Source organism: Roseicyclus persicicus, from assembly GCF_012395815.1.
GTDB lineage: Bacteria > Pseudomonadota > Alphaproteobacteria > Rhodobacterales > Rhodobacteraceae > Roseicyclus > Roseicyclus persicicus.
This window is the reverse complement of the sequence record NZ_JAAZQQ010000002.1, coordinates 146405-166166: the sequence shown is the minus strand read 5'-3', so window position 1 is coordinate 166166 and position 19762 is coordinate 146405. Positions and strand designations below refer to the sequence as shown.

The following is a 19762-nucleotide window of genomic DNA, read 5'->3' as shown; positions in this document are numbered from 1 at the left end:
GGGGGCCCGCGATGGCAAGGATTGGCAAGGTTTGCCATCGCGGGTAGAGTGGAGGGCAGGAGGTGCCCGACATGGCGACGATGAACGTATCCCTGCCCGACGCGATGAAGGCGTGGGTCGAGAGCCGCACGGCCGATGGCCGCTATGCGAACGCGAGCGATTATGTCCGCGACCTGATCCGCCGCGACCAGGAGCGGCAGGCGGCGCTGGAGTCGCTCATGGTCGAGGCGCAGAAGGGTATCGACAGCGGGGTGGCGGAGGATTTCGATCCGGAGGTGTTCCGCGCCCGCATGCGAGCGATGACCCATCGAGGCTGACCCCTGGCGGGTCAGCCGGGAGGCCGAGCAGGATCTGCAGGAGATCTGGCTCTACGGGTCGGCGCGCTGGTCGCCCGAGCAGGCGGAACGCTACTATGACGAGTTGCTTGCGCTGTTCGGGCGGGTCTCGGCCTTCCCGCGACTCGGGCGGGCGGTCTGGCAGAAATCGGGGCGTCCGATGCGCCTGCACCCCTACCGCGCCCACATCGTCCTCTACCGCGTGGACGAGGACGGCGTCCTGATCCTGCGGGTGCTGGCCGCGCGGCAGGATTGGCTGGCGCTGCTTGGCGACGGCGGCGTCTGAGGGCCTCGGCCTCAGACCTCCTCGACCGTCACCACCCCGTCCATCGACCGCAGCGCGCCCTTGATCTGGGGCGAGACGGGCAGGCGGTCGCCCAGCACCAGCTCGACCTCGCCGGGCAGGTCGGGGTGCATCAGGCACAGGTGGATCGGGCCGCGGGCGGCGCGGGGGGCGTCCTGCACCATGCGGGCGAGCAGCGACTGGACCGAGGCGATGCCGGTCTCGCCCTCGACGAAGACGCGCAGGCCCGTGGCCTCGGCGGCGACGGCGGCGTCGATCGGCTGCACGCCGCGGCAGAGGAGTTTCAGCTGGTCGGCCTCGAGCGTCGCCTCGACCTGCAGGATCACGTTCGACCCGGTGTCGAGGTGCTGGCGCGTGGCCTCGAGCACGTCGGAGAACAGCGTGACCTCGTAGAGGCCCGTGGGGTCGGACAGGGACACGAAGGCGAAGCGGTTGCCCTTCTGGCTCTTGCGTTCCTGCCGGGCCGACACGGCGCCGGCCATTTTCGCCACGAAGGGGCCGCCCTGCACCTTCTGTTCCACCTCGGCCAGCGTCTGCACGCCCTTGCGCCGCAGCGCCGGCAGGTAGTCGTCGAGCGGGTGGCCGGACAGGTAGAAGCCGATGGCGGCATGTTCGCCGGCCAGCCGCTCGCCCGGGAGCCAGTCGTCGGGGCTGGGCAGGCGCGGCTCGGGCAGGTCGTCGCCGGCCTCGCCGAAGAGCGAGACCTGGTTCGAGGCGGCGGCGTCGTGGATCGCCGCCGACCACGCGGTCAGCGCATCGAGCGCGGCGAAGACGCGGGCGCGGTTGCGGTCGAGCGCATCGAAGGCGCCGGCGCGGGCGAGCATTTCGAGGCTGCGCTTGCCGACGCGCTTGAGGTCGACGCGGCGGGCGAAGTCGAAGAGGGTGCGGAAGGGTTTCTTCCCCCGCGCCTCTACGATCAGGCGCATGGCGTCGACGCCCACGTTCTTGAGCGCGCCGAGGGCATAGAGGATGCGCCCGTCCTCCACCGTGAAGGTCGCGCCCGAGCGGTTGACGCAAGGCGGCACCACCTCGATGCCCAGCCGGTCCACCTCCTGCCGGTAGATGCCCAGCTTGTCGGTCAGGTGGATGTCGCAGTTCATCACCGCGGCCATGAATTCCACGGGATGGTTCGCCTTGAGCCATGCCGTCTGGTAGCTGACGACGGCGTAGGCGGCGGCGTGGGACTTGTTGAAGCCGTAGTTGGCGAATTTCTCGAGCAGGTCGAACACCTCGCCCGCCTTGGCCTCGGGGATGCCGTTGGCTACCGCGCCGGTGATGAACTTGGGCCGTTCCTTGGCCATCTCCTCGGGGATCTTCTTGCCCATCGCCCGGCGCAGCAGGTCGGCGCCGCCGAGGCTGTAGCCCGCCATGACCTGCGCGATCTCCATCACCTGTTCCTGGTAGACGATGATGCCCTGCGTCTCCTTCAGGATGTGGTCGATGGAGGGGTGGATCGACTCGAGCGGCCGGAGCCCGTTCTTGACCTCGCAATAGGTGGGGATGTTCTCCATCGGGCCGGGGCGGTAGAGCGCCACCAGCGCCACGATGTCCTCGATGCAGGTGGGCCGCATCCGCCGCAGCGCGTCCATCATGCCCGAGCTTTCCACCTGGAACACCGCGACCGTCTTGGCGCTGGCGTAAAGCTCGTAGGTTTTCGCGTCATCCAGCGGGATCGCGTTGATCTGGTTCTCGGCCCCTGCGGCGGGCTCGTAGAGGCGGGTGCCGTCGGGCGCCTCGTGCAGCTGGCGGCCCGAGGCATGGATCAGGTCGATGGCGTTCTGCACCACGGTCAGGGTCTTGAGGCCGAGGAAGTCGAACTTCACCAGCCCGGCGGGTTCCACCCATTTCATGTTGAACTGGGTCGCCGGCATGTCCGACCGCGGGTCGCGGTAGAGCGGCACCAGCTCGTCCAGCGGCCGGTCGCCGATCACCACGCCCGCGGCATGGGTCGAGGCGTTGCGCAACAACCCCTCGATCTTGCCGGCGTAGTCGAACAGGCGTTTCACCGGGTTGGTGCGCCCGTCGCGCCGGTCCTGCTCGGTCTCGCGCATCTCGTCGCGGATGCGGTCCTCCTGCGCGATGGCCTGCTCGATCGAGACGGGCTTGACGCCTTCCAGCGGGATCATCTTGGACAGCTTGTCGACCTGCCCGAACGGCATCTGCAGCACGCGGCCCACGTCCCGCACCGCGGCCTTGGACAAGAGCGCGCCGAAGGTGATGATCTGGCCCACCCGGTCGCGGCCATAGCGCTCCTGCACGTAGCGGATCACCTCCTCGCGGCGGTCCATGCAGAAGTCGATGTCGAAGTCGGGCATGCTGACCCGCTCGGGGTTCAGGAACCGCTCGAACAGGAGGCTGTAGCGCAGCGGGTCGAGGTCGGTGATCGTCAGGGCGTAGGCGACGAGGCTGCCCGCGCCCGACCCCCGCCCGGGGCCGACGGGAATGTCCTGGTCCTTGGCCCACTTGATGAAGTCGGCCACGATCAGGAAATAGCCGGGAAAGCCCATCCGCTCGATGATGCCGAGCTCGAAGTCGAGGCGCTTGTCGTATTCCCCCACCGGCGCGGCGTGGGGGATCACGGCGAGCCGCGCCTTGAGTCCCTCGCGCGCCTGCCGCCGCAGTTCCTCCACCTCGTCCTCGGCAAAGCGCGGCAGGATCGGCGGGTGCGTCCGCGCCCGGAAGGCGCAGCGCCGCGCGATCTCCACCGTGTTCTCCAGCGCCTCGGGCAGGTCGGCGAACAGCGCCGCCATCTCCTCGGGCGTGGTGAAATGGTGCTGCGGGGTCAGGCGCCGGCGCGGCTCGGCCTGGTCGACGTAGGCGCCTTGCGCGATGCAGATCATCGCGTCATGGGCGGCGAACATGTCGGGCTTGGGGAAGTAGACGTCGTTGGTGGCCACCAGCGGCAGGCCGCGGGCATAGGCCAGCTCCACCGAGGGCCGCTCGGTCAGCCGTTCGGCCTCGGGCCGCCCGCCCTCGCCCGGGTGGCGCTGCAGCTCGACATAGAGACGGTCGCCGTAGATGGCCTCGAGCCGCGTCAGCAGCGCCTCGGCCTTGCCCCGGTTGCCGGTCTGCAGGAGCCGCCCCAGCGGGCCGTCGGGGCCGCCGGTCAGGCAGATCAGCCCGTCGCCATGGGCGGCCAGCTCCTCCAGCGTGACATGCGGCAGCGTCCCGTCGCCGCGCAGGTAGAGGCAGGAGTTGAGCTTGAGCAGGTTCCCGTAGCCCTCGCGCGTCTGCGCCAGCAGCACCAGCGCGGCATAGGGCACCGGCCGCTCGCCCGGCCGCACGGGGTCGTAGTCCAGGTCGATCTGGCAGCCGATGATCGGCTGGATGCCGGCCTTGGCCGCGGTCTCGGAAAACTCCAGCGCGCAGAACATGTTGTTGGTGTCGGTCACGGCGACGGCGGGCATCCCGGCCGCGGCGACGAGGCCGGGCAGCTTCTTCACGCGCATCGCGCCTTCCAGCAGCGAATACTCGGTGTGCAGGCGCAGGTGGATGAATCGCGGATCGGCCATGGGCGCAGGCTAGCCGAGGCCCGCGCCCGGGGGAACCCGGCACCGCCACATCTGGGGGCGGATCGACGCCCGCCCCCGAGGGGTTGACGGGCGGCCCCGCGTCCTGCCTGCGAAACGGGCATCTGCCCGCTGTCGTGGCGCGCCCACGCGCAAGGAGGCTTGCATTGCGCCCCCACACCCGGTTTTCTACCAGGTGGTCAGACAGGGAAACGGGGCCGCGCTCTACGCCGCATCGAGCGCCGGACGACCACCCCGGATCAGGTACCGCGGCGGACAAGACCCCATGAGCACCAGGTTTCTTCTGAACGGGGAACCTCAGGCGGCGGACGTGCCGCCGACCACGACGCTGCTCGACTGGCTGCGCGAGACCAGGCGCCTGACCGGCACCAAGGAGGGCTGCAACGAGGGCGACTGCGGCGCCTGCACCGTCATGGTCACCGACCGCGACGGCACGGCGCGGGCGCTGAACGCCTGCATCCTGTTCCTGCCGCAGCTGGAGGGGCGCGCCGTGCGCACGGTCGAGGGCATCGCGGGCCCCGACGGCACGCTGCACCCGGTGCAGCAGGCGATGATCGACCACCACGGGTCGCAATGCGGCTTCTGCACGCCGGGCTTCGTGGTCTCGATGGCGGTGGCGCACCTGAACGGGCGCCGCGACCACGACGACCAGCTTGCCGGCAACCTGTGCCGCTGCACCGGCTACGCCCCCATCGTCCGCGCGGCCGAGGCCGCCGCCGACGCCCCCGTCCCCGGCTGGATGCGCGCCGACGCGGAAAAACTCCGCGACCCGTCCTTCATCTTTCCCCAAATACGCCCTTCGGGAGCGACGGCCCCTGCCCGCCCGACGTCGTCGGACGAGCTCGCCGCCTGGTACGAGGCGCACCCCGACGCGACGCTGATCGCCGGGGCGACGGACGTGGGCCTCTGGGTGACCAAGGCGCTCCGGGAGCTGTCGCCCGTGGCCTTCTTGAACAATTGCGCCGACTTGCGCGGGATTGTTGCCGATCAGGAAATAATCCGCATCGGCGCGATGACGCCCCTCACCGAGCTCGGCGCCTTCCTCGCCGACCGCCACCCGTCCTTCGCGGAGCTCATCCGCCGCTACGGGTCGGTCCAGGTGCGCAACGCCGCGACGGTGGGCGGCAACATCGCCAACGGCTCGCCCATCGGCGACAGCCCGCCCGCGCTGATCGCGCTCGGCGCCACGCTGCACCTGCGCAAAGGGGACACGCGCCGGACCCTGCCGCTGGAGGATTTCTTCCTCGCCTATGGCAAGCAGGACCGTGCGCCTGGCGAATTTGTCGAAGCGGTGACGGTCCCGATCCAGCCCGACCGGCTCGCCTGCTACAAGCTGTCGAAGCGGTTCGACCAGGACATCTCGGCCGTTTGCGGCTGCTTCAACCTGGCCGTGGAGGACGGCACCGTCACCGCCGCGCGCATCGCCTTCGGCGGCATGGCGGGGACGCCGAAGCGCGCGACTGAGGTCGAACAGGCGCTGGTCGGCCGGCCCTGGACCGAGGCGACCGTCGTCGCCGCGCAGGCGGGCTTCGCCGAGGACTTCACCCCGCTCAGCGACATGCGCGCCTCGGCGGGATACCGGCTCAGGGCCGCGCAGGGCATGTTGATGCGGTATTTCAGGGAGACGCGGGGCGAGGCGGTGAGCGTGCTGGAGGTGCGGGCATGAGCGTGTCGAGGCCCCTGCCCCACGACGCGGCGGCGCTGCATGCCACCGGACGGGCGCGCTACATCGACGATATCCCGGTGCCGGCCGATTGCCTGCACCTCGCCTTCGGCACCGCGCCGATCGCCAGGGGGCGGATCACGGCGATGGACCTCTCCGCCGTCCGGGCTGCGCCCGGCGTTGTCGAGGTCTGGGCGGCCGGCGATCTGGTGCACAACCCCGATTGCTCCCCCTCGGCCCATGACGAGCCGCTCCTGTCCGATGGAACGATCCACTACGCCGGCCAGCCCCTGTTCCTCGTCGTCGCGGACACCCACCTGGCCGCCCGCAAGGCTGCCCGCCTCGCCCGCCTCGAGCTCGCCGAGGAGACGCCGATCCTCGGCGTCGACGAGGCGCTCGCCGCCAACTCCCGCTTCGAGGACGGCCCCCGCATCTACGCCAAGGGCGACGTCGACGCCGCCCTCGCCCGTGCCCCGCACGTGATCGAGGGCCGGATCGAGATGGGCGGGCAGGAGCATTTCTACCTCGAAGGCCAGGCCGCCCTCGCCCTCCCGCAGGAGGGGGGCGACATGATCGTGCAGTCCTCCACCCAGCACCCGACCGAGATCCAGCACAAGGTCGCCGACGCGCTGGGCCTGCCGATGAACGCCGTCCGGGTCGAGGTGCGCCGCATGGGCGGCGGCTTCGGCGGCAAGGAGAGCCAGGGCAACGCGCTGGCCATCGCCTGCGCGCTGGTCGCCGCCCGCACTGGCCGCCCCGCCCGGATGCGCTACGACCGCGACGACGATTTCACCATCACCGGCAAGCGCCACGACCTGCGTGTCGACTACCGCGTGGGCTTCGACTCGGACGGCCGGCTGCTCGCCGTCGACTTTACCCACTTCATGCGCTGCGGCTGGTCGATGGACCTGTCGCTGCCGGTCGCCGACCGCGCGATGCTGCACGCCGACAACGCCTATGACCTGCCCGCCGCCCGCATCACCTCGCACCGGCTGCGGACGAACCACCAGAGCGCGACCGCCTTCCGCGGTTTCGGCGGCCCGCAGGGCATGGTGGGGATCGAGCGGGTGATGGACCATGTCGCCCATGCGCTCGGCCGCGACCCGCTGGAAGTGCGGCGGCTGAATTACTACCCGGAGGCGCGGGTGGAGGGTGCGGGAGCCTCCGGCGGGAGTATTTTCGAAGCAAAGATGGGAGGGCGGCTCGAGACCGCCGACCTGGCGGGGCGCGGGGCGATGAAGGTCAAGCCGACCTCGGGGCGGAGCAGCCGCTACGGGGGCGCGCATTCGCCGGTGCCGGTGGCGGCGCGGGATGGCGTGACGCCCTACGGGATGAAGGTGGAGGATTTCATCCTGCACGGGATGACCGACCGGCTGGCCGACAGCTGCGACTATGCCGGGCGGCGGGCGGCCATCGCGGCGTGGAACGCCGCGAACCCGGTGCTGAAGCGGGGGATCGCCCTGACGCCGGTGAAGTTCGGCATCTCCTTCACGCTGACGCATCTGAACCAGGCGGGCGCGCTGGTGCATGTCTACCAGGACGGCTCGATCCACATGAACCACGGCGGGACCGAGATGGGGCAGGGCCTGTTCCAGAAGGTGGCGCAGGTGGCGGCCAGCCGCTTCGGCGTGGAAATGGACCGGGTCAAGATCACCGCGACGGACACGGCCAAGGTGCCGAACACCTCCGCCACGGCGGCCAGTTCCGGCAGCGACCTGAACGGGATGGCGGTCAAGGCGGCCTGCGACGAGATCCGGGCGCGCATCGCCGCCGTGGTCGCGCCCGAGTTGCAGGCGGACCCGGCCGAGGTTGTCTTCGCGGACGGCATGGTGCGGGCGGGGGGCGCGGAGATGCCCTTCGAGGAAGCGGTGAAGCGGACCTACATGGCGCGCGTCAGCCTGTCGGCCACGGGGTTCTACAGGACGCCCAAGATCGAGTGGGACCGGATCGCGGGCCGGGGGCGGCCGTTCTTCTACTTCGCCTATGGCGCGGCCTGTTCCGAGGTCGTCATCGACACGCTGACCGGCGAGAACCGGATCCTGCGCACCGACATCCTGCATGACGCGGGCGCCAGCCTGAACCCCGCGCTCGACATCGGGCAGATCGAGGGCGGCTTCGTGCAGGGGGCGGGGTGGCTGACGACCGAGGAGCTGGTCTGGGACGACAAGGGGCGGCTCCGCACCCACGCGCCGTCGACCTACAAGATCCCGGCCTGTTCCGACCGGCCGGACGTCTTCAACGTGGCGCTATGGGACGGGGCGAACCGGGAGGACACGATCTACCGCTCCAAGGCGGTGGGCGAGCCGCCCTTCATGCTGGGGATCTCGGTGCTGATGGCGCTGAGCGACGCCTGCGCCGCCTGCGGGCCGCACTACCCCGACCTGCAGGCGCCCGCGACCGCCGAGGCCGTGCTGGCCGCCGTCGACCGGGCGCGGGGCGCACCATGAGCGGGATCCGCGTCACCATCATGGCCGTGCAGGGCTCGGCCCCGCGGGAGGCGGGGACGGCGATGCTGGTGCGGGCGGACGGGATCGCGGGCACCATCGGCGGCGGTGCCCTTGAATGGGAGGCGATGCGGATCGGCCGGCAGATGCTGGCCGATGGCAAGGCATACGCCGAGCACCGGATACCGCTGGGCCCGTCGCTGGGGCAATGCTGCGGCGGGGCCGTCACGCTGCGGTTCGAGGCGGTGGAGACGCTCGACCGCCCGCGCGGCGCCGACCTGTGGGTCTGGGGCGCGGGGCATGTGGGGCGCGCCGTCGTGGCGGTGCTGGCCCCCCTGCCCCATGTGGCGATCACCTGGGCCGACACCGGGCGGGCGCGGTTCCCCGACAGCGTCCCCGAGGGGGTGGAGACCCTGCCCGCCGCCGACCTGCCGCGGCTGATGGCCCATGCGCCGGACCATGCGCATCACCTGATCCTGACCTATTCGCACGACATCGACCTTGCGCTCTGCCACGCCGCGCTGACCCGCGGCTTTGCCAGTTGCGGGCTGATCGGGTCGGCGACGAAATGGGCGCGGTTCCGGTCGCGGCTGGCGGCACTGGGCCATTCCGATGCCGAAATTTCGCGCATCGACTGCCCGATCGGGGACCCGGGGCTGGGCAAGCACCCGCAAGCCATTGCCGTGGGGGTCGCCGCGCGGCTACTGAAAGAGCATCTGCACAAGGAATCGGCAGCCAAGCCGATCCACAGGGGGAAAGTGACCAGCCCGTGACCGCGCTGCTCGAGATCGAGGGGCTGACCAAGGCCTATCCCGGCGTCGTCGCCAACGACGCCGTGTCGTTCTCGGTCCAGCCGGGCGAGGTCCATGCCCTGCTCGGCGAGAACGGGGCGGGCAAGTCGACGCTGGTCAAGATGATCTACGGCCTGGTGAAGCCCGACCGCGGCGCGATGCGCCTGCGGGGCGCGGCCTATGCGCCGTCCGAGCCGCGGGCGGCGCGGGCCGCCGGCGTGGCGATGGTGTTCCAGCATTTCAGCCTGTTCGAGGCGCTGTCCGTGGCCGAGAACATCGCGCTGGGCATGGAGAACCCGCCGAAGGCCCGCGACCTGGCCGAGCGCATCCGGTCCGTCAGCGAGACCTACGGCCTGCCGCTCGACCCGTTCCGGCTGGTGGGCGACCTGAGCGCGGGGGAGCGCCAGCGGGTGGAGATCATCCGGTGTCTCTTGCAGGACCCCAAGCTCCTGATCATGGACGAGCCGACCAGCGTGCTGACGCCGCAGGAGGTGGAGATCCTGTTCCACACCCTGCGCAAGCTGTCGTCCGAGGGCACGGCGATCCTCTACATCAGCCACAAGCTGGAGGAGATCCGCACGCTGTGCGACGCGGCCACGATCCTGCGGCTCGGGAAAAAGGTCGGCGAGTGCACCCCGCGCGAGGTGACGGCGGCGCACATGGCGGAACTGATGGTGGGCAAGTCGCTGAGCGTGCCTGCGCGCGACGACCACGAGCCGGGCGAGGTGCTGCTGCATGTCGCGGGCCTGTCGGTGACGCCGGCCTCGCCGTTCGGCATGCCGCTGCGGCACGTGGGGCTGGAGGTGCGGGCGGGCGAGGTGCTGGGCATCGGGGGCGTCGCGGGCAACGGGCAGGACGAGCTGCTGTCGGCCCTGTCGGGCGAGACGCCGGTCAGCCCCGGGGCGATCACGCTGCAGGGGCAGCCGGTGGGCCATCTGGGGCCGAACGAGCGGCGGGTGCTGGGCCTTCTCTGCGCGCCGGAGGAGCGGCTTGGCCATGCCGCGGCGCCAGACATGAGCCTGACGGAAAACGCGGTGCTGACCGGGCGCATCCGGCAGGGGCTGGACGCCCATGGCTTCGTCAATTGGGGCAAGGCGCGGGGGTTCGCCGAGGCCATCATCGCGCGTTTCGACGTGCGGACGCCGGGGCCGGGGGTGGCCGCCCGGGCGCTGTCGGGGGGGAACCTGCAGAAATTCGTGATCGGGCGGGAGATCCTGCAGGATCCCACCGTGCTGGTGGTGAACCAGCCGACCTGGGGCGTGGACGCGAGCGCGGCCGCCGCGATCCGGCAGGCGCTGCTGGATCTCGCGCAGGGCGGGGCGGCGGTGATCGTCATCAGCCAGGACCTCGACGAGTTGCTGGAGATCTCGGACCGGTTCTGCGCGCTGAACGAGGGGCGGCTGAGCGCGCCCCGGCCCGCGCGCGGGCTGACGATGGAGGAGATCGGCCTGATGCTGGGCGGCGCCCATGACATGCACGACGTCGCGGCGGGGGCGGGCGCTTGATCCGGCTGGAAAAACGCCCGCAGCCCTCGCGCGGCTGGGTGATCGGCGGGCCGGTGCTGGCCGTCGTGCTGACCATGGCCGCGGGGGGGCTGATGTTCGCGGCGCTGGGCAAGGACCCGGTCGAGGCGATCCGCATCATCTTCTGGGACCCGCTGTTCTCGCAGCAGTTCGCCAGCTATTCGCGGCCGCAGCTCTTGGTGAAGGCGGGGCCGCTGATCCTGATCGCCATCGGCCTCAGCCTGGGGTTCCGGGCCGGCATCTGGAACATCGGGGCCGAGGGGCAATACATCGTCGGCGCGATCTGCGGGGCGGCCTTTGGCCTTGCCTTCTGGCCGTCGGAAAGCCCGCTGATCTTTCCCGGCATGGTGCTGGCGGGGCTCTTGGGCGGGTTTCTCTGGGCGATGATCCCGGCGCTGCTGCGGGTCTATGCGCGGACCAACGAGATCCTCGTGTCGCTGCTGCTGGTCTATGTCGCCGAGGCGATGCTGGCCTCGGCCGCGACCGGCTGGCTGCGCAACCCCGAGGGCTCGGGCTTTCCCGGCAGCCGCACCCTGTCGCGGCACCCGGGCACCGACAACCCCGAGCTGATCGCGGGCACGGGCATGCACTGGGGCGTGCTGGCGGCCTTCGTCGCGGTGATCGCGGCCTACGTGGTGATGAACCGCCACGTGCTGGGCTACCAGATCCGGCTGGCGGGCGAGGCGCCGCGGGCGGCGCGCTTCGGCGGCGTGAACGCGGGCCGCCTCGTGATCCTGTGCATGGGCGTGTCGGGCGCGCTGGCCGGCGCCGCGGGCCTGTTCGAGGTGTCGGGGCCGGCGGGCCGCATCTCGATCGACTTCAACGTGGGCTACGGCTTTACCGCGATCATCGTGGCCTTCCTCGGGCGGCTGAACCCGGTGGGCATCCTGCTGGCGGGGCTCTTGCTGGCGCTGACCTTCATCGGGGGCGAACTGGCGCAGCTGATGATGGGCATTCCGGCGCCGGCGATCCAGGCGTTCCAGGGGATGCTCCTGTTCTTCCTGCTGGCGCTGGACCTGCTGGCCAACTACCGCATCCGCCTGAAGGGACGCGCCCCGGCATGATCATCGACCCCGTCACCCTGATCGTCGCGCTGATCACCGTGTCCACCCCGGTGCTGCTGGCCGCCATCGGCGAGCTGGTGGTGGAAAAGGCCGGCGTCCTGAACCTGGGCGTCGAGGGCATGATGATCATGGGCGCGGTCTGCGGCTTCGTCACCGCGCACCACACCGGATCGCCGCTCATGGCCTTCGTCGCGGGGATGGGGGGCGCGGCGGCGCTGGCGATGCTGTTCGCGGTTCTGACGCAGCTGTTGATGGCGAACCAGGTCGCCTCGGGGCTGGCGCTGACGCTGTTCGGCCTGGGGCTCGCGGCGCTGATCGGGGTGGGCTACGGCGGGCTGCCGGTGCCGCCCGTCAGCCGCCCCTTCCCCGAGGCGCTGCGGGACATCCCCGTCGCGGGGCCGATCCTGTTCTCGCATTCGACCCTGACCTATGTCGCCCTGATCCTTGTCGCGGCGGTCTGGTACGTGCTGACGCGCACCCGGATCGGCCTGATCCTGCGCGCGGTGGGCGAGAACCACGACGCGGCCCATGCGCTGGGCTACAAGGTCGTGCGCATCCGCATCCTCGCCATCCTGTTCGGCGGCGCCTGCGCGGGGCTGGGCGGGGCCTTCCTGTCGGTGGTCCGCGTCCAGAACTGGTTCGAGGGGATGACCGCGGGCGCGGGCTGGATCGCGCTGGCGCTGGTGGTCTTCGCCTCGTGGAAGCCGTGGCGGGTGCTGCTGGGCGCGTGGCTTTTCGGCGGCATCGCGGCGCTGCAGCTGCGGCTGCAGGCGGTCGAGGTGGGCGTGCCGGTCGCGCTGCTGGATGCCTCGCCCTACCTCGTCACCATCCTCGTGCTCGTGATCATCTCGTCCGACCGCAGCCGCGCCGCGCTGAACGCGCCGGCGGCGCTCGGGCGGGTGTTCCACGCGTCGAGCTGACGGGGGGCCGATGCACCGCGCGGACGTCATCGAGATCCTCGACGGCACCCACCCGCGGGTGGGGCGCGGCGTGGCGCTGGCAATCTACGGCCTGATCGTCGCCTCGGCCGTGGTGATCGCGGTCGAGACCCTGCCCGACCTGTCCGAGCGCGCGCGCGGCGTGCTGCAGGGGCTGGAGCTGGTCATCCTCGCCGCCTTCTGCGTCGAATACGTGCTGCGGCTGACGTGCTCTGCGCACCCGCTGCGCTATGCGCTCAGCTTCTGGGGCATCGTCGATTTCGTCGCCGTGGTGCCCGCGGTGCTGTTCCTGTTTCCCGACCTCACCACGGTGCGGTCGCTGCGGCTGTTGCGGCTGTTGCGCATCCTCAAGCTGTTCAAGGCCAACCGCGCGCTCGACCGGATCGCCATGGCGATCAACCGGGTCAAGGCCGAGTTCCTGATCTTCCTGTTCATCGCCTGCGTCGCGCTCTACCTCGCGGCGGTGGGCATCTACCATTTCGAGCACCTGGCCCAGCCCGAGGCCTTCGGCTCGATCCCAGAAAGCCTGTGGTGGGCGGTGGCCACGCTGACCACGGTCGGCTATGGCGATGTCTACCCGATCACCGTGGGGGGGCGCGTCTTTACCGGCGTCATCCTGCTGATCGGGATCGGCGTCATCGCCGTGCCCGCAGGCCTGATCACCGCGGCGCTGGCCGAGGCCGGACACGACCGGCCCGAGGCCACGCCGCTCGACCCCGACCCCGACAAGCGTGCCGGCGGCCCCGGCGCGCAGACGGCACCCAACCCATCCAACACGGAGGATACCTGAATGAAACCTGTCACCAGACTTCTGGCCTCGGCGGCGATCGCCGCGGGTCTCGCGCTGCCCGCCGCGGCGCAGGACCCGTTCACCGTCGGCTTTGTCTATGTCGGCTCGACCGGCGACATGGGCTGGAACTTCACGCATGACCAGGCGCGGCAAGCAATGGACGCGCATTTCGGCGAGGCGGTCGACACGGTCTTCGTCGAGAACGTCGCCGAAGGCCCGGATGCGGAGCGCGTGCTCCGGCAGATGATCCTCGGCGGTGCCGACATGATCTTCACCACCTCCTTCGGTTTTGGTGAGGCCACCAACGCCGTCGCGGGCCAGTTCCCGGATGTCTATTTCGAGCACGCCACGGGCTACATGCGCGAGCATCCCAACGTCTCGACCTACTCGGGCCGCTTCTACGAGGGCCGCGCGGTGATCGGCCACATCGCGGGCCACATGACCGAAAGCAACATCATCGGCTACATCGCGTCCTACCCGATCCCCGAAGTGATCATGGGCATCAACTCGGCCTATCTGCATGCGCGCGCGGTGAACCCCGACGTCGAGATGCGGGTGGTCTGGACCTACACCTGGATGGACCCGGCCGTTGAAACGGATGCCGCACAGGCCCTGATCGACGCGGGCGCCGACGTGATCATGCAGCACACCGATTCCACCGCGCCTCAGGTCGTGGCGCAGGAAGCCGGGATCATTTCGTTCGGTCAGGCGAATGACATGTTCCAGTTCGCCCCGCGTCCGCGCGTCGCCTCGATCATCGACAACTGGACGCCCTACTACATCCGCCGCGTCGGCGAGGCGATGGAAGGCACCTGGGAACAGTCGGACACCTGGGAAGGCATCCCCGAGGGCATGGTGTTGATCGGCGAGATGACCGAGGCGATCCCCGCCGAGGTGCGCGCCTCGGCGCAGGCCATGATCGACGCGATCGCGGCGGGCGAGTACCACCCCTTCACCGGCCCGATCAACCGGCAGGACGGCACCGCGTGGCTGGCCGAGGGCGAGATCGCCGATGACGGCACGCTGGCCGGCATGAACTTCTACGTCGAGGGCATCACGGGCGAGATCCCGAACTGAGCCCTTTGCGACCGCGCCAAGGAAAGGCCCGCCCCGGTGGCGGGCCTTTCTCGTTCCCGGCCGCCCCGGCCCGGCCGGTCAGTCACCGATCATCAGGGTGATCGACAGCGAGGCCGGATCGCCGTAGGTCGTGCAGCCCTCGTAGGGATCCGGGGCGCCGGTCACGAGGACCCCGGCGGTGTCGTCCCCGGCCAGCTCCATCCTGTGCAGGATGCATCCACCCAGATCGCGCGACATGAGCATGGACCGCAGCGGGGCCGCGGCGTTGACCTCCTCAAGGAAGGCGGCAAGGCGCGCCGGGTCGGGGTCGGCGGCCCGGATCATCGCCAGGGGCGTGCCGATCCATCCGATCCGGGTCAGGGCCCCGGCGTAGGGCGACCCGAGCCCCTCGCCCGGGGGCGCCTCGGCCAGGATTGCGGCCGCGACCGCCGTGGCGGTCTCGGGGCCGTAGCTTGCCGCCACCAGGGCGGAAAAGCCGGGGACATCCAGGTAGAAATCCTGCACGGCCGGCATGTCGGCCCCGACAGGACCGGGCGCGGCAACCACCGCGGCCAGCCCGAGGGCCGCCAGCCGCAGCCGCAAGGCCAGGGGACTGCGCATCATGAAGTCTCCTTCTGCAAGGCACCCGCCCGGCCCCGCCCGAGGCGCGGGGGGCCGCGTTCCCGCGGCCAGCGCATCCTCGGGCCGAGGACGGACCCCCACATTGACGGGCGTCATCGGCCGGCGCGGTGATCGCGCCACCGCGCCCCATGTCGCTTTCGCACCGCATAAGGTCGGGTGGGCGTGGCGCGGCGGGCCGCGCTCGGGCAAGCAGGGCCAGACCCTTCGGCCGCAGGACCCGCACCCCATGAAGACCCATGTCAAAGCCCTCGTCGTCGGCGGCGGTGCCGTCGGCACCTCGATCGCCTACCACCTCGCCCGCGCGGGCTGGGACGACGTGATGCTGCTGGAGCGCGACGAGCTGACGAGCGGATCGACCTGGCACGCGGCGGGGCTGCTGCCGCTGTTCAACATGGGCTACGCGACCAGCCACATCCACGACTACAGCGTGAAGTTCTACAAGACGCTGGAGGCCGAGACCGGGCTGAACGCGGGCTTCTCGATCGTCGGCAACCTGCGCATGGCGCAGACGCGGGACCGGATGGACGAATACATGCTCTATGCCTCGACGGCCGAGAGCGTGGGCATCCCGCTGGAGTGGCTGACGCCCGACGAGATCAAGGCGCGCTGGCCGCTGGTGCGGACCGAGGACCTGAAGGGCGCGATCTACCACCCCACCGATGGCTACATAAACCCGGCCGACGTGACCATGGCGATGGCCAAGGGCGCCCGCCAGCGCGGCGTCGCGATCGAGCGGAAGTGGCAGGTCGACGGCTACGCCTGGACGGGGTCGGACTGGCAGGTGACCTGCACGAAGATGGAGGAGAAGGGCGGCAACCTGGTGCCGTCGGACGAGCAGGTGGTGATCACCGCCGAACATGTCGTGACGGCGACCGGCAACCACGCCCAGCGCACCGCGCGGCTGCTCGGCATCAAGATCCCCGCGATCCCGGTCGAGCACCAGTACATCGTGACCGAGCCCGACCCCGCGCTGGTCGAGTGGCGCAAGTCGAACCCCGAGCACCCCGTCCTGCGCGACGCGGACGCCAAGTGGTATGTCCGCGAGGAACGCGGCGGCTGGATCCTCGGGCCCTACGAGCGGGGCGCGCCGGCGCGGTTCCTCTACGACGTGCCCGACAGCTTCCGCGCCGACCTCTTCCCGCTCGACCTGGAGCGGATCGAGGCGGAATACATGAGCATGATCCACCGCATCCCCAGCTCGGAGGAGGTGGGCCTCAAGGACGACTACAACGGCCCGATCTGCTACACGCCCGACGGCAACCCGCTGGTCGGGCCGGCGCCGGGGCTGCGCAACATGTGGCTGGCCGAGGGGTTTTCCTTCGGCATCACGGCGGCGGGCGGCACGGGATACTACCTGGCCCAGATGATGGTCGAGGGCGAGGCCGAGATCGACATGGCCGCGCTCGACCCCAAGCGCTACGGCAGCTGGATGACGACCGAGTACGCCGCGCGGAAGAACGAGGAGTGCTACGAGCACGTCTTCATCCTCCACCACCCCGACGAGGAGCGCGAGGCCTGCCGCCCGCTGCGCACCGCGCCCGCCTATGACCGGCAGCGCGCGATGGGGGCGCAGTTCGGGCAGGTGAACGGCTGGGAACGGCCGAATTATTATGGGCCCAAGGACGCGCCCAAGGGCTACGACCACGACACGCGGTCGTTCCGCCGCGGCGGCTGGTGGGCCTTCGCGAAGGCCGAGGCCGAGGCAATCCGGCAGCGCGCGGGCCTGATCGACGCGACCGCCTTCACCAAGCACCTGGTGCGCGGCCCCGGCGCCACCGCCTTCCTCGACCGCTTCACCTGCAACAAGCTGCCCAAGGTGGGCCGGATCAACCTGACCTACGCGCTGACCAACCACGGCACGGTGCGGACGGAATACACCATCGTCCGGCTGGCCGAGCACGAATACTACCTCGTCTCCGCCGGGGCGTGGACGGCCTACGACGCGGATTACCTGCGCAAGTCGGCCGAGGATTTCATGGGCGCCGGCGGCGGCTGGATCGACATCCACGACGTCACCACGCAGTGGGGCGTCTTCGCCATCGCGGGGCCGGCGTCGCGCGACGTGCTGAAGGAGATCGTGAGGGACTGCGAGCCCGGGACCGTGCTGGGCAACGCGCGGTTCCCGTGGCTGTCGATGCGCGAGATCGAGCTGGGCATGTGCCCCGTCCGCGCGATCCGGGTGGCCTACACGGGCGAGCTGGGCTGGGAGCTGCACCACCCGATCGAGATGCAGAACTACCTGTGGGACCAGCTGATGCTGGCGGGTGAAAAGCACGGGCTGACGCCGGTGGGCGCGCGGGCGCAGAACTGGCTGAGGCAGGAGAAATCCTACCGCGCCTTCGGCACGGAACTGGGGCGCGACGCGACGCCGCTGGAGGCGGGGCTCGACCGCTTCGTCGACCTGGACAAGGAGTTCACCGGCAAGGCGGCGATGCTGGAGACCGGCATCCGCGCGGCCTGCGTCACCCTGCGGATCGACGGGCCGGCCGACGCCGACCCCTGGGGGCGCGAGGCGCTGCTGCATGACGGGCAGAAGATCGGGCGGCTGACCTCGGGCGGCTGGTCGGTGCATTTCGGCACCCAGATCGGCATGGGCTATGTCCGCCCCGACCTCGCCGCCGTGGGCACGAAGCTCAAGGTCCGCATGTTCCGCGAGCTGTGGGACGCCGAGGTGGTCGAGGACAGCCCCTACGACCCGCGGAACGCCCGCATCCGCGCGGACGGGTGACGGCGCGGGCAGGATCTTGCAAGATCCTGCCCACATCCTTGCAAGGATGTCGCCAGAGCCTTGCAAGGCTCTGGCAGCCTCTTGCAAGAGGCTGCCGCGGTCAGAGCCCGGCGGCGCGCCGCAGCGCGGCCTTGGCGGGGTCCTGCGACGTCGGCAGGTCGGCAAAGACCTCCTCCTGCGCGTGGCGGTAGCTCAGCTCGTAGAACAGCCGGTGCTGCGACCAGGCGAGGAAGCCCGCCCCCTTGAGGCCCGGCGGGCGGACGTGCAGGTCGTCGGCGTTGAGGCCGCGGTGGGTGGCGCCCTGCCCCACCAGCAGGCTGCGCATGACGGTCGAGATCACCCCCGGCGCCCGCGGCGCGCGCTTGCCGAAGGGCAGCACGGTCCGCTTCAGGAGTTCGGCCCGCCCCGGCAGGCTGTCGTAGTCGACGTGCACCGGGGCGCTGGTGTCCTTCTGCACGTTGACCACCACGTTCGGCCCGGTCTTGAGCCCGTGCATGTCGCGGAACGGCATGTTGTCGATGCAGCCGCCATCCACCAGCATCCCCCCCTCGGAGGTGAAGAAAGGCGGCAGGATGCCCGGGATCGCCGAGGAGGCGCGCACCGCCTCCCACAGCGGCCCGCGGCGCAGCGTCCGGCGCGTCATCGTCGAGAGGTCGGCCGCCACGGCGTAGAAGGGCAGCCAGAGGTCCTCGATCGGGCCGTCGCCGTAGTGCTCCTGCAGGGCGGCATCCAGCACCTTGTGGTCGAGGAAGGCGTATTTCGGCACGGTGACGCGGCGCATGGCGCCCGACTTCACGAAGATCTGTTCGACCCGCGGCCCGATCTCCAGCGCAGGCACGCCCAGCGCCATGGCGCCCGCCATCGCGCTGCCGACCGAGGTGCCGCCGACGATGTCGACGGGCAGGCCGGCCTCTTCCATGGCGCGCCAGACGCCCACATGGGCGACCCCGAAGGCGCCGCCGCCCGACAGCACCATGCCGATCGCGCGGCCGGCGAGGAACCGGCCGAGCCGCGCCATGTCGGCGCCGTCGGCCGTCAGGGCGACGTGGTGGTGCAGCGCGACCGGCCGGCTGTCGAGCCAGCGCCCGGTTCCGGTCGCCTTCTGCATCCGGTGCGGGTGCAGGAGCACCAGCCGCCGCTGGTGTTCGGGCAGCATCCCGAGCGCCATGCGCTCCAGCTCCGAGGGCGGCGCGAAGCTGACCGCCTGCGCCACGAACAGCGCCTCGTCGGCCTGCCGCAGCGCCGCCATCGACCAGGGCGTCGGCTCGGGGCCGGCGACGAACAGGACCACGCCCGCGCGGCGTTCCTGGTCGTTCAGCCAGGCCACCGCCTCGGCGCCGGCCGGGTCGGCGCCGGGCCCGAGGGCGGCGCGGAACTCGGCCTCGCCGACGACGGCCACCGCGTGGTGGCGGCCGATGGCCTCGGCCAGCGCCGGCACGAAGCGCGCCGACAGCGGCGCGCCGGCGGCCGGCAGCACGCAGAAGGTGCGCGCCGGGGGGCGGCCCGGGTCGCGCGGCACGCGGGCCGAGGTGGCGGCGAGGCGCTGGGCCAGCTCGGCGGCGATGGCGCGGGCGAGGCCCGGCGCCTCGGCACAGCGCGCCTCGTACTCGGCGCGGGTCAGGCGGTAGACGACGCTGTCACGGGCGGCGATCACGTCGGCGGTGCGCAGGCCGCCGGTGAAGAAGGCGATCTCGCCCATCACCGAGCCGGCGCCGATCTCGGCCAGCTCGACCCCGTCGCGCTCGACCCGAAACCGGCCGGTCTGCACGAGGTACATGGCGTCCGCCGCGGTGCCGGCCTCGATCAGCCGGGTGCCGCGCCCCACGCGCTCCTGCTCCAGCCCCTCCAGCGCCGACGCCTGCAGGATGGCGAACAGCCCCTGCGGCGCGACCGCCTCCGATGATCCCATGGTCTTGTCCCCCCTTGCCTTTCCCGACCGTGACGTCGGGGCACG

General features: G+C 70.9%; 14 protein-coding genes. 11 read left to right on the top strand and 3 right to left on the bottom strand.

The genetic code is table 11. From position 1 onward, the window contains the following. Nucleotides 1-71: 71 nt before the first annotated feature. On the top strand, nucleotides 72-317 hold the full coding sequence (locus HCU73_RS06010) for a type II toxin-antitoxin system ParD family antitoxin (RefSeq protein WP_168622529.1): 246 nt from the start codon (nucleotides 72-74) through the stop codon (nucleotides 315-317). After that, nucleotides 307-621 carry a type II toxin-antitoxin system RelE/ParE family toxin gene (locus tag HCU73_RS06005; RefSeq protein WP_168623230.1) on the top strand — a complete coding sequence of 105 codons (315 nt, stop codon included), beginning with the start codon at nucleotides 307-309 and terminating at the stop codon, nucleotides 619-621. The genes HCU73_RS06010 and HCU73_RS06005 overlap by 11 nt, the downstream gene beginning before the upstream one ends. Before the next feature lie 11 nt (nucleotides 622-632). On the opposite strand, the gene dnaE is transcribed toward HCU73_RS06005, so the two are convergent. Next, on the bottom strand, nucleotides 633-4151 hold the full coding sequence (dnaE, locus tag HCU73_RS06000; protein WP_168622528.1) for a DNA polymerase III subunit alpha: 3519 nt from the start codon (nucleotides 4149-4151) through the stop codon (nucleotides 633-635). A gap of 283 nt (nucleotides 4152-4434) precedes the next feature. On the opposite strand from dnaE, the gene xdhA reads away from it, so the two are divergent. Genes xdhA through HCU73_RS05960 form a run of 8 tightly spaced genes read left to right on the top strand, consistent with a single transcriptional unit; the run spans nucleotide 4435 to nucleotide 14459 of the window. Further along, nucleotides 4435-5835, top strand: a complete 1401-nt coding sequence (gene xdhA / locus HCU73_RS05995; RefSeq protein WP_168622527.1) for a xanthine dehydrogenase small subunit — start codon at nucleotides 4435-4437, stop codon at nucleotides 5833-5835. Then, nucleotides 5832-8279, top strand: coding sequence for a xanthine dehydrogenase molybdopterin binding subunit (xdhB, locus tag HCU73_RS05990; RefSeq protein ID WP_168622526.1), 2448 nt, complete (start codon nucleotides 5832-5834; stop codon nucleotides 8277-8279). Before xdhA ends, xdhB begins: the two co-directional genes overlap by 4 nt. After that, on the top strand, nucleotides 8276-9049 hold the full coding sequence (xdhC, locus tag HCU73_RS05985; protein WP_168622525.1) for a xanthine dehydrogenase accessory protein XdhC: 774 nt from the start codon (nucleotides 8276-8278) through the stop codon (nucleotides 9047-9049). The genes xdhB and xdhC overlap by 4 nt, the downstream gene beginning before the upstream one ends. Then, on the top strand, nucleotides 9046-10572 hold the full coding sequence (locus tag HCU73_RS05980; protein ID WP_168622524.1) for an ATP-binding cassette domain-containing protein: 1527 nt from the start codon (nucleotides 9046-9048) through the stop codon (nucleotides 10570-10572). The genes xdhC and HCU73_RS05980 overlap by 4 nt, the downstream gene beginning before the upstream one ends. After that, nucleotides 10569-11654: an ABC transporter permease gene (locus HCU73_RS05975; RefSeq protein ID WP_168622523.1), complete on the top strand. Its 1086-nt coding sequence runs from the start codon at nucleotides 10569-10571 to the stop codon at nucleotides 11652-11654. The genes HCU73_RS05980 and HCU73_RS05975 overlap by 4 nt, the downstream gene beginning before the upstream one ends. Next, nucleotides 11651-12574: an ABC transporter permease gene (locus HCU73_RS05970; protein ID WP_168622522.1), complete on the top strand. Its 924-nt coding sequence runs from the start codon at nucleotides 11651-11653 to the stop codon at nucleotides 12572-12574. The genes HCU73_RS05975 and HCU73_RS05970 overlap by 4 nt, the downstream gene beginning before the upstream one ends. Before the next feature lie 10 nt (nucleotides 12575-12584). Continuing rightward, on the top strand, nucleotides 12585-13382 hold the full coding sequence (locus HCU73_RS05965; protein ID WP_168622521.1) for an ion transporter: 798 nt from the start codon (nucleotides 12585-12587) through the stop codon (nucleotides 13380-13382). After that, entirely contained in the window at nucleotides 13383-14459 is a 1077-nt protein-coding gene (locus HCU73_RS05960) for a BMP family ABC transporter substrate-binding protein (RefSeq protein ID WP_168622520.1), read from the top strand. 78 nt (nucleotides 14460-14537) lie between these two features. On the opposite strand, the gene HCU73_RS05955 is transcribed toward HCU73_RS05960, so the two are convergent. Continuing rightward, nucleotides 14538-15062: a hypothetical protein gene (locus tag HCU73_RS05955; protein WP_168622519.1), complete on the bottom strand. Its 525-nt coding sequence runs from the start codon at nucleotides 15060-15062 to the stop codon at nucleotides 14538-14540. Nucleotides 15063-15306: 244 nt separating this feature from the next. On the opposite strand from HCU73_RS05955, the gene HCU73_RS05950 reads away from it, so the two are divergent. Beyond that, the gene (locus HCU73_RS05950) at nucleotides 15307-17808 is read left to right on the top strand and encodes a GcvT family protein (protein WP_168622518.1); all 2502 of its coding nucleotides are present in this window, start codon (nucleotides 15307-15309) and stop codon (nucleotides 17806-17808) included. Nucleotides 17809-17908: 100 nt separating this feature from the next. Here the strand turns inward: HCU73_RS05950 and HCU73_RS05945 are convergent, their stop codons facing one another. After that, on the bottom strand, nucleotides 17909-19717 hold the full coding sequence (locus HCU73_RS05945; RefSeq protein WP_168622517.1) for a patatin-like phospholipase family protein: 1809 nt from the start codon (nucleotides 19715-19717) through the stop codon (nucleotides 17909-17911). Between the last annotated feature and the right edge of the window lie 45 nt (nucleotides 19718-19762).

Coding starts and splice junctions, on each gene's coding strand:
- HCU73_RS06010 (WP_168622529.1), top strand. CDS start 72: ATGGCGACGATGAACGTATCCCTGCCCGACGCGATGAAGGCGTGGGTC.
- dnaE (WP_168622528.1), bottom strand. CDS start 4,151: ATGGCCGATCCGCGATTCATCCACCTGCGCCTGCACACCGAGTATTCG.
- xdhA (WP_168622527.1), top strand. CDS start 4,435: ATGAGCACCAGGTTTCTTCTGAACGGGGAACCTCAGGCGGCGGACGTG.
- xdhB (WP_168622526.1), top strand. CDS start 5,832: ATGAGCGTGTCGAGGCCCCTGCCCCACGACGCGGCGGCGCTGCATGCC.
- xdhC (WP_168622525.1), top strand. CDS start 8,276: ATGAGCGGGATCCGCGTCACCATCATGGCCGTGCAGGGCTCGGCCCCG.
- HCU73_RS05970 (WP_168622522.1), top strand. CDS start 11,651: ATGATCATCGACCCCGTCACCCTGATCGTCGCGCTGATCACCGTGTCC.
- HCU73_RS05965 (WP_168622521.1), top strand. CDS start 12,585: ATGCACCGCGCGGACGTCATCGAGATCCTCGACGGCACCCACCCGCGG.
- HCU73_RS05960 (WP_168622520.1), top strand. CDS start 13,383: ATGAAACCTGTCACCAGACTTCTGGCCTCGGCGGCGATCGCCGCGGGT.
- HCU73_RS05955 (WP_168622519.1), bottom strand. CDS start 15,062: ATGATGCGCAGTCCCCTGGCCTTGCGGCTGCGGCTGGCGGCCCTCGGG.
- HCU73_RS05950 (WP_168622518.1), top strand. CDS start 15,307: ATGAAGACCCATGTCAAAGCCCTCGTCGTCGGCGGCGGTGCCGTCGGC.
- HCU73_RS05945 (WP_168622517.1), bottom strand. CDS start 19,717: ATGGGATCATCGGAGGCGGTCGCGCCGCAGGGGCTGTTCGCCATCCTG.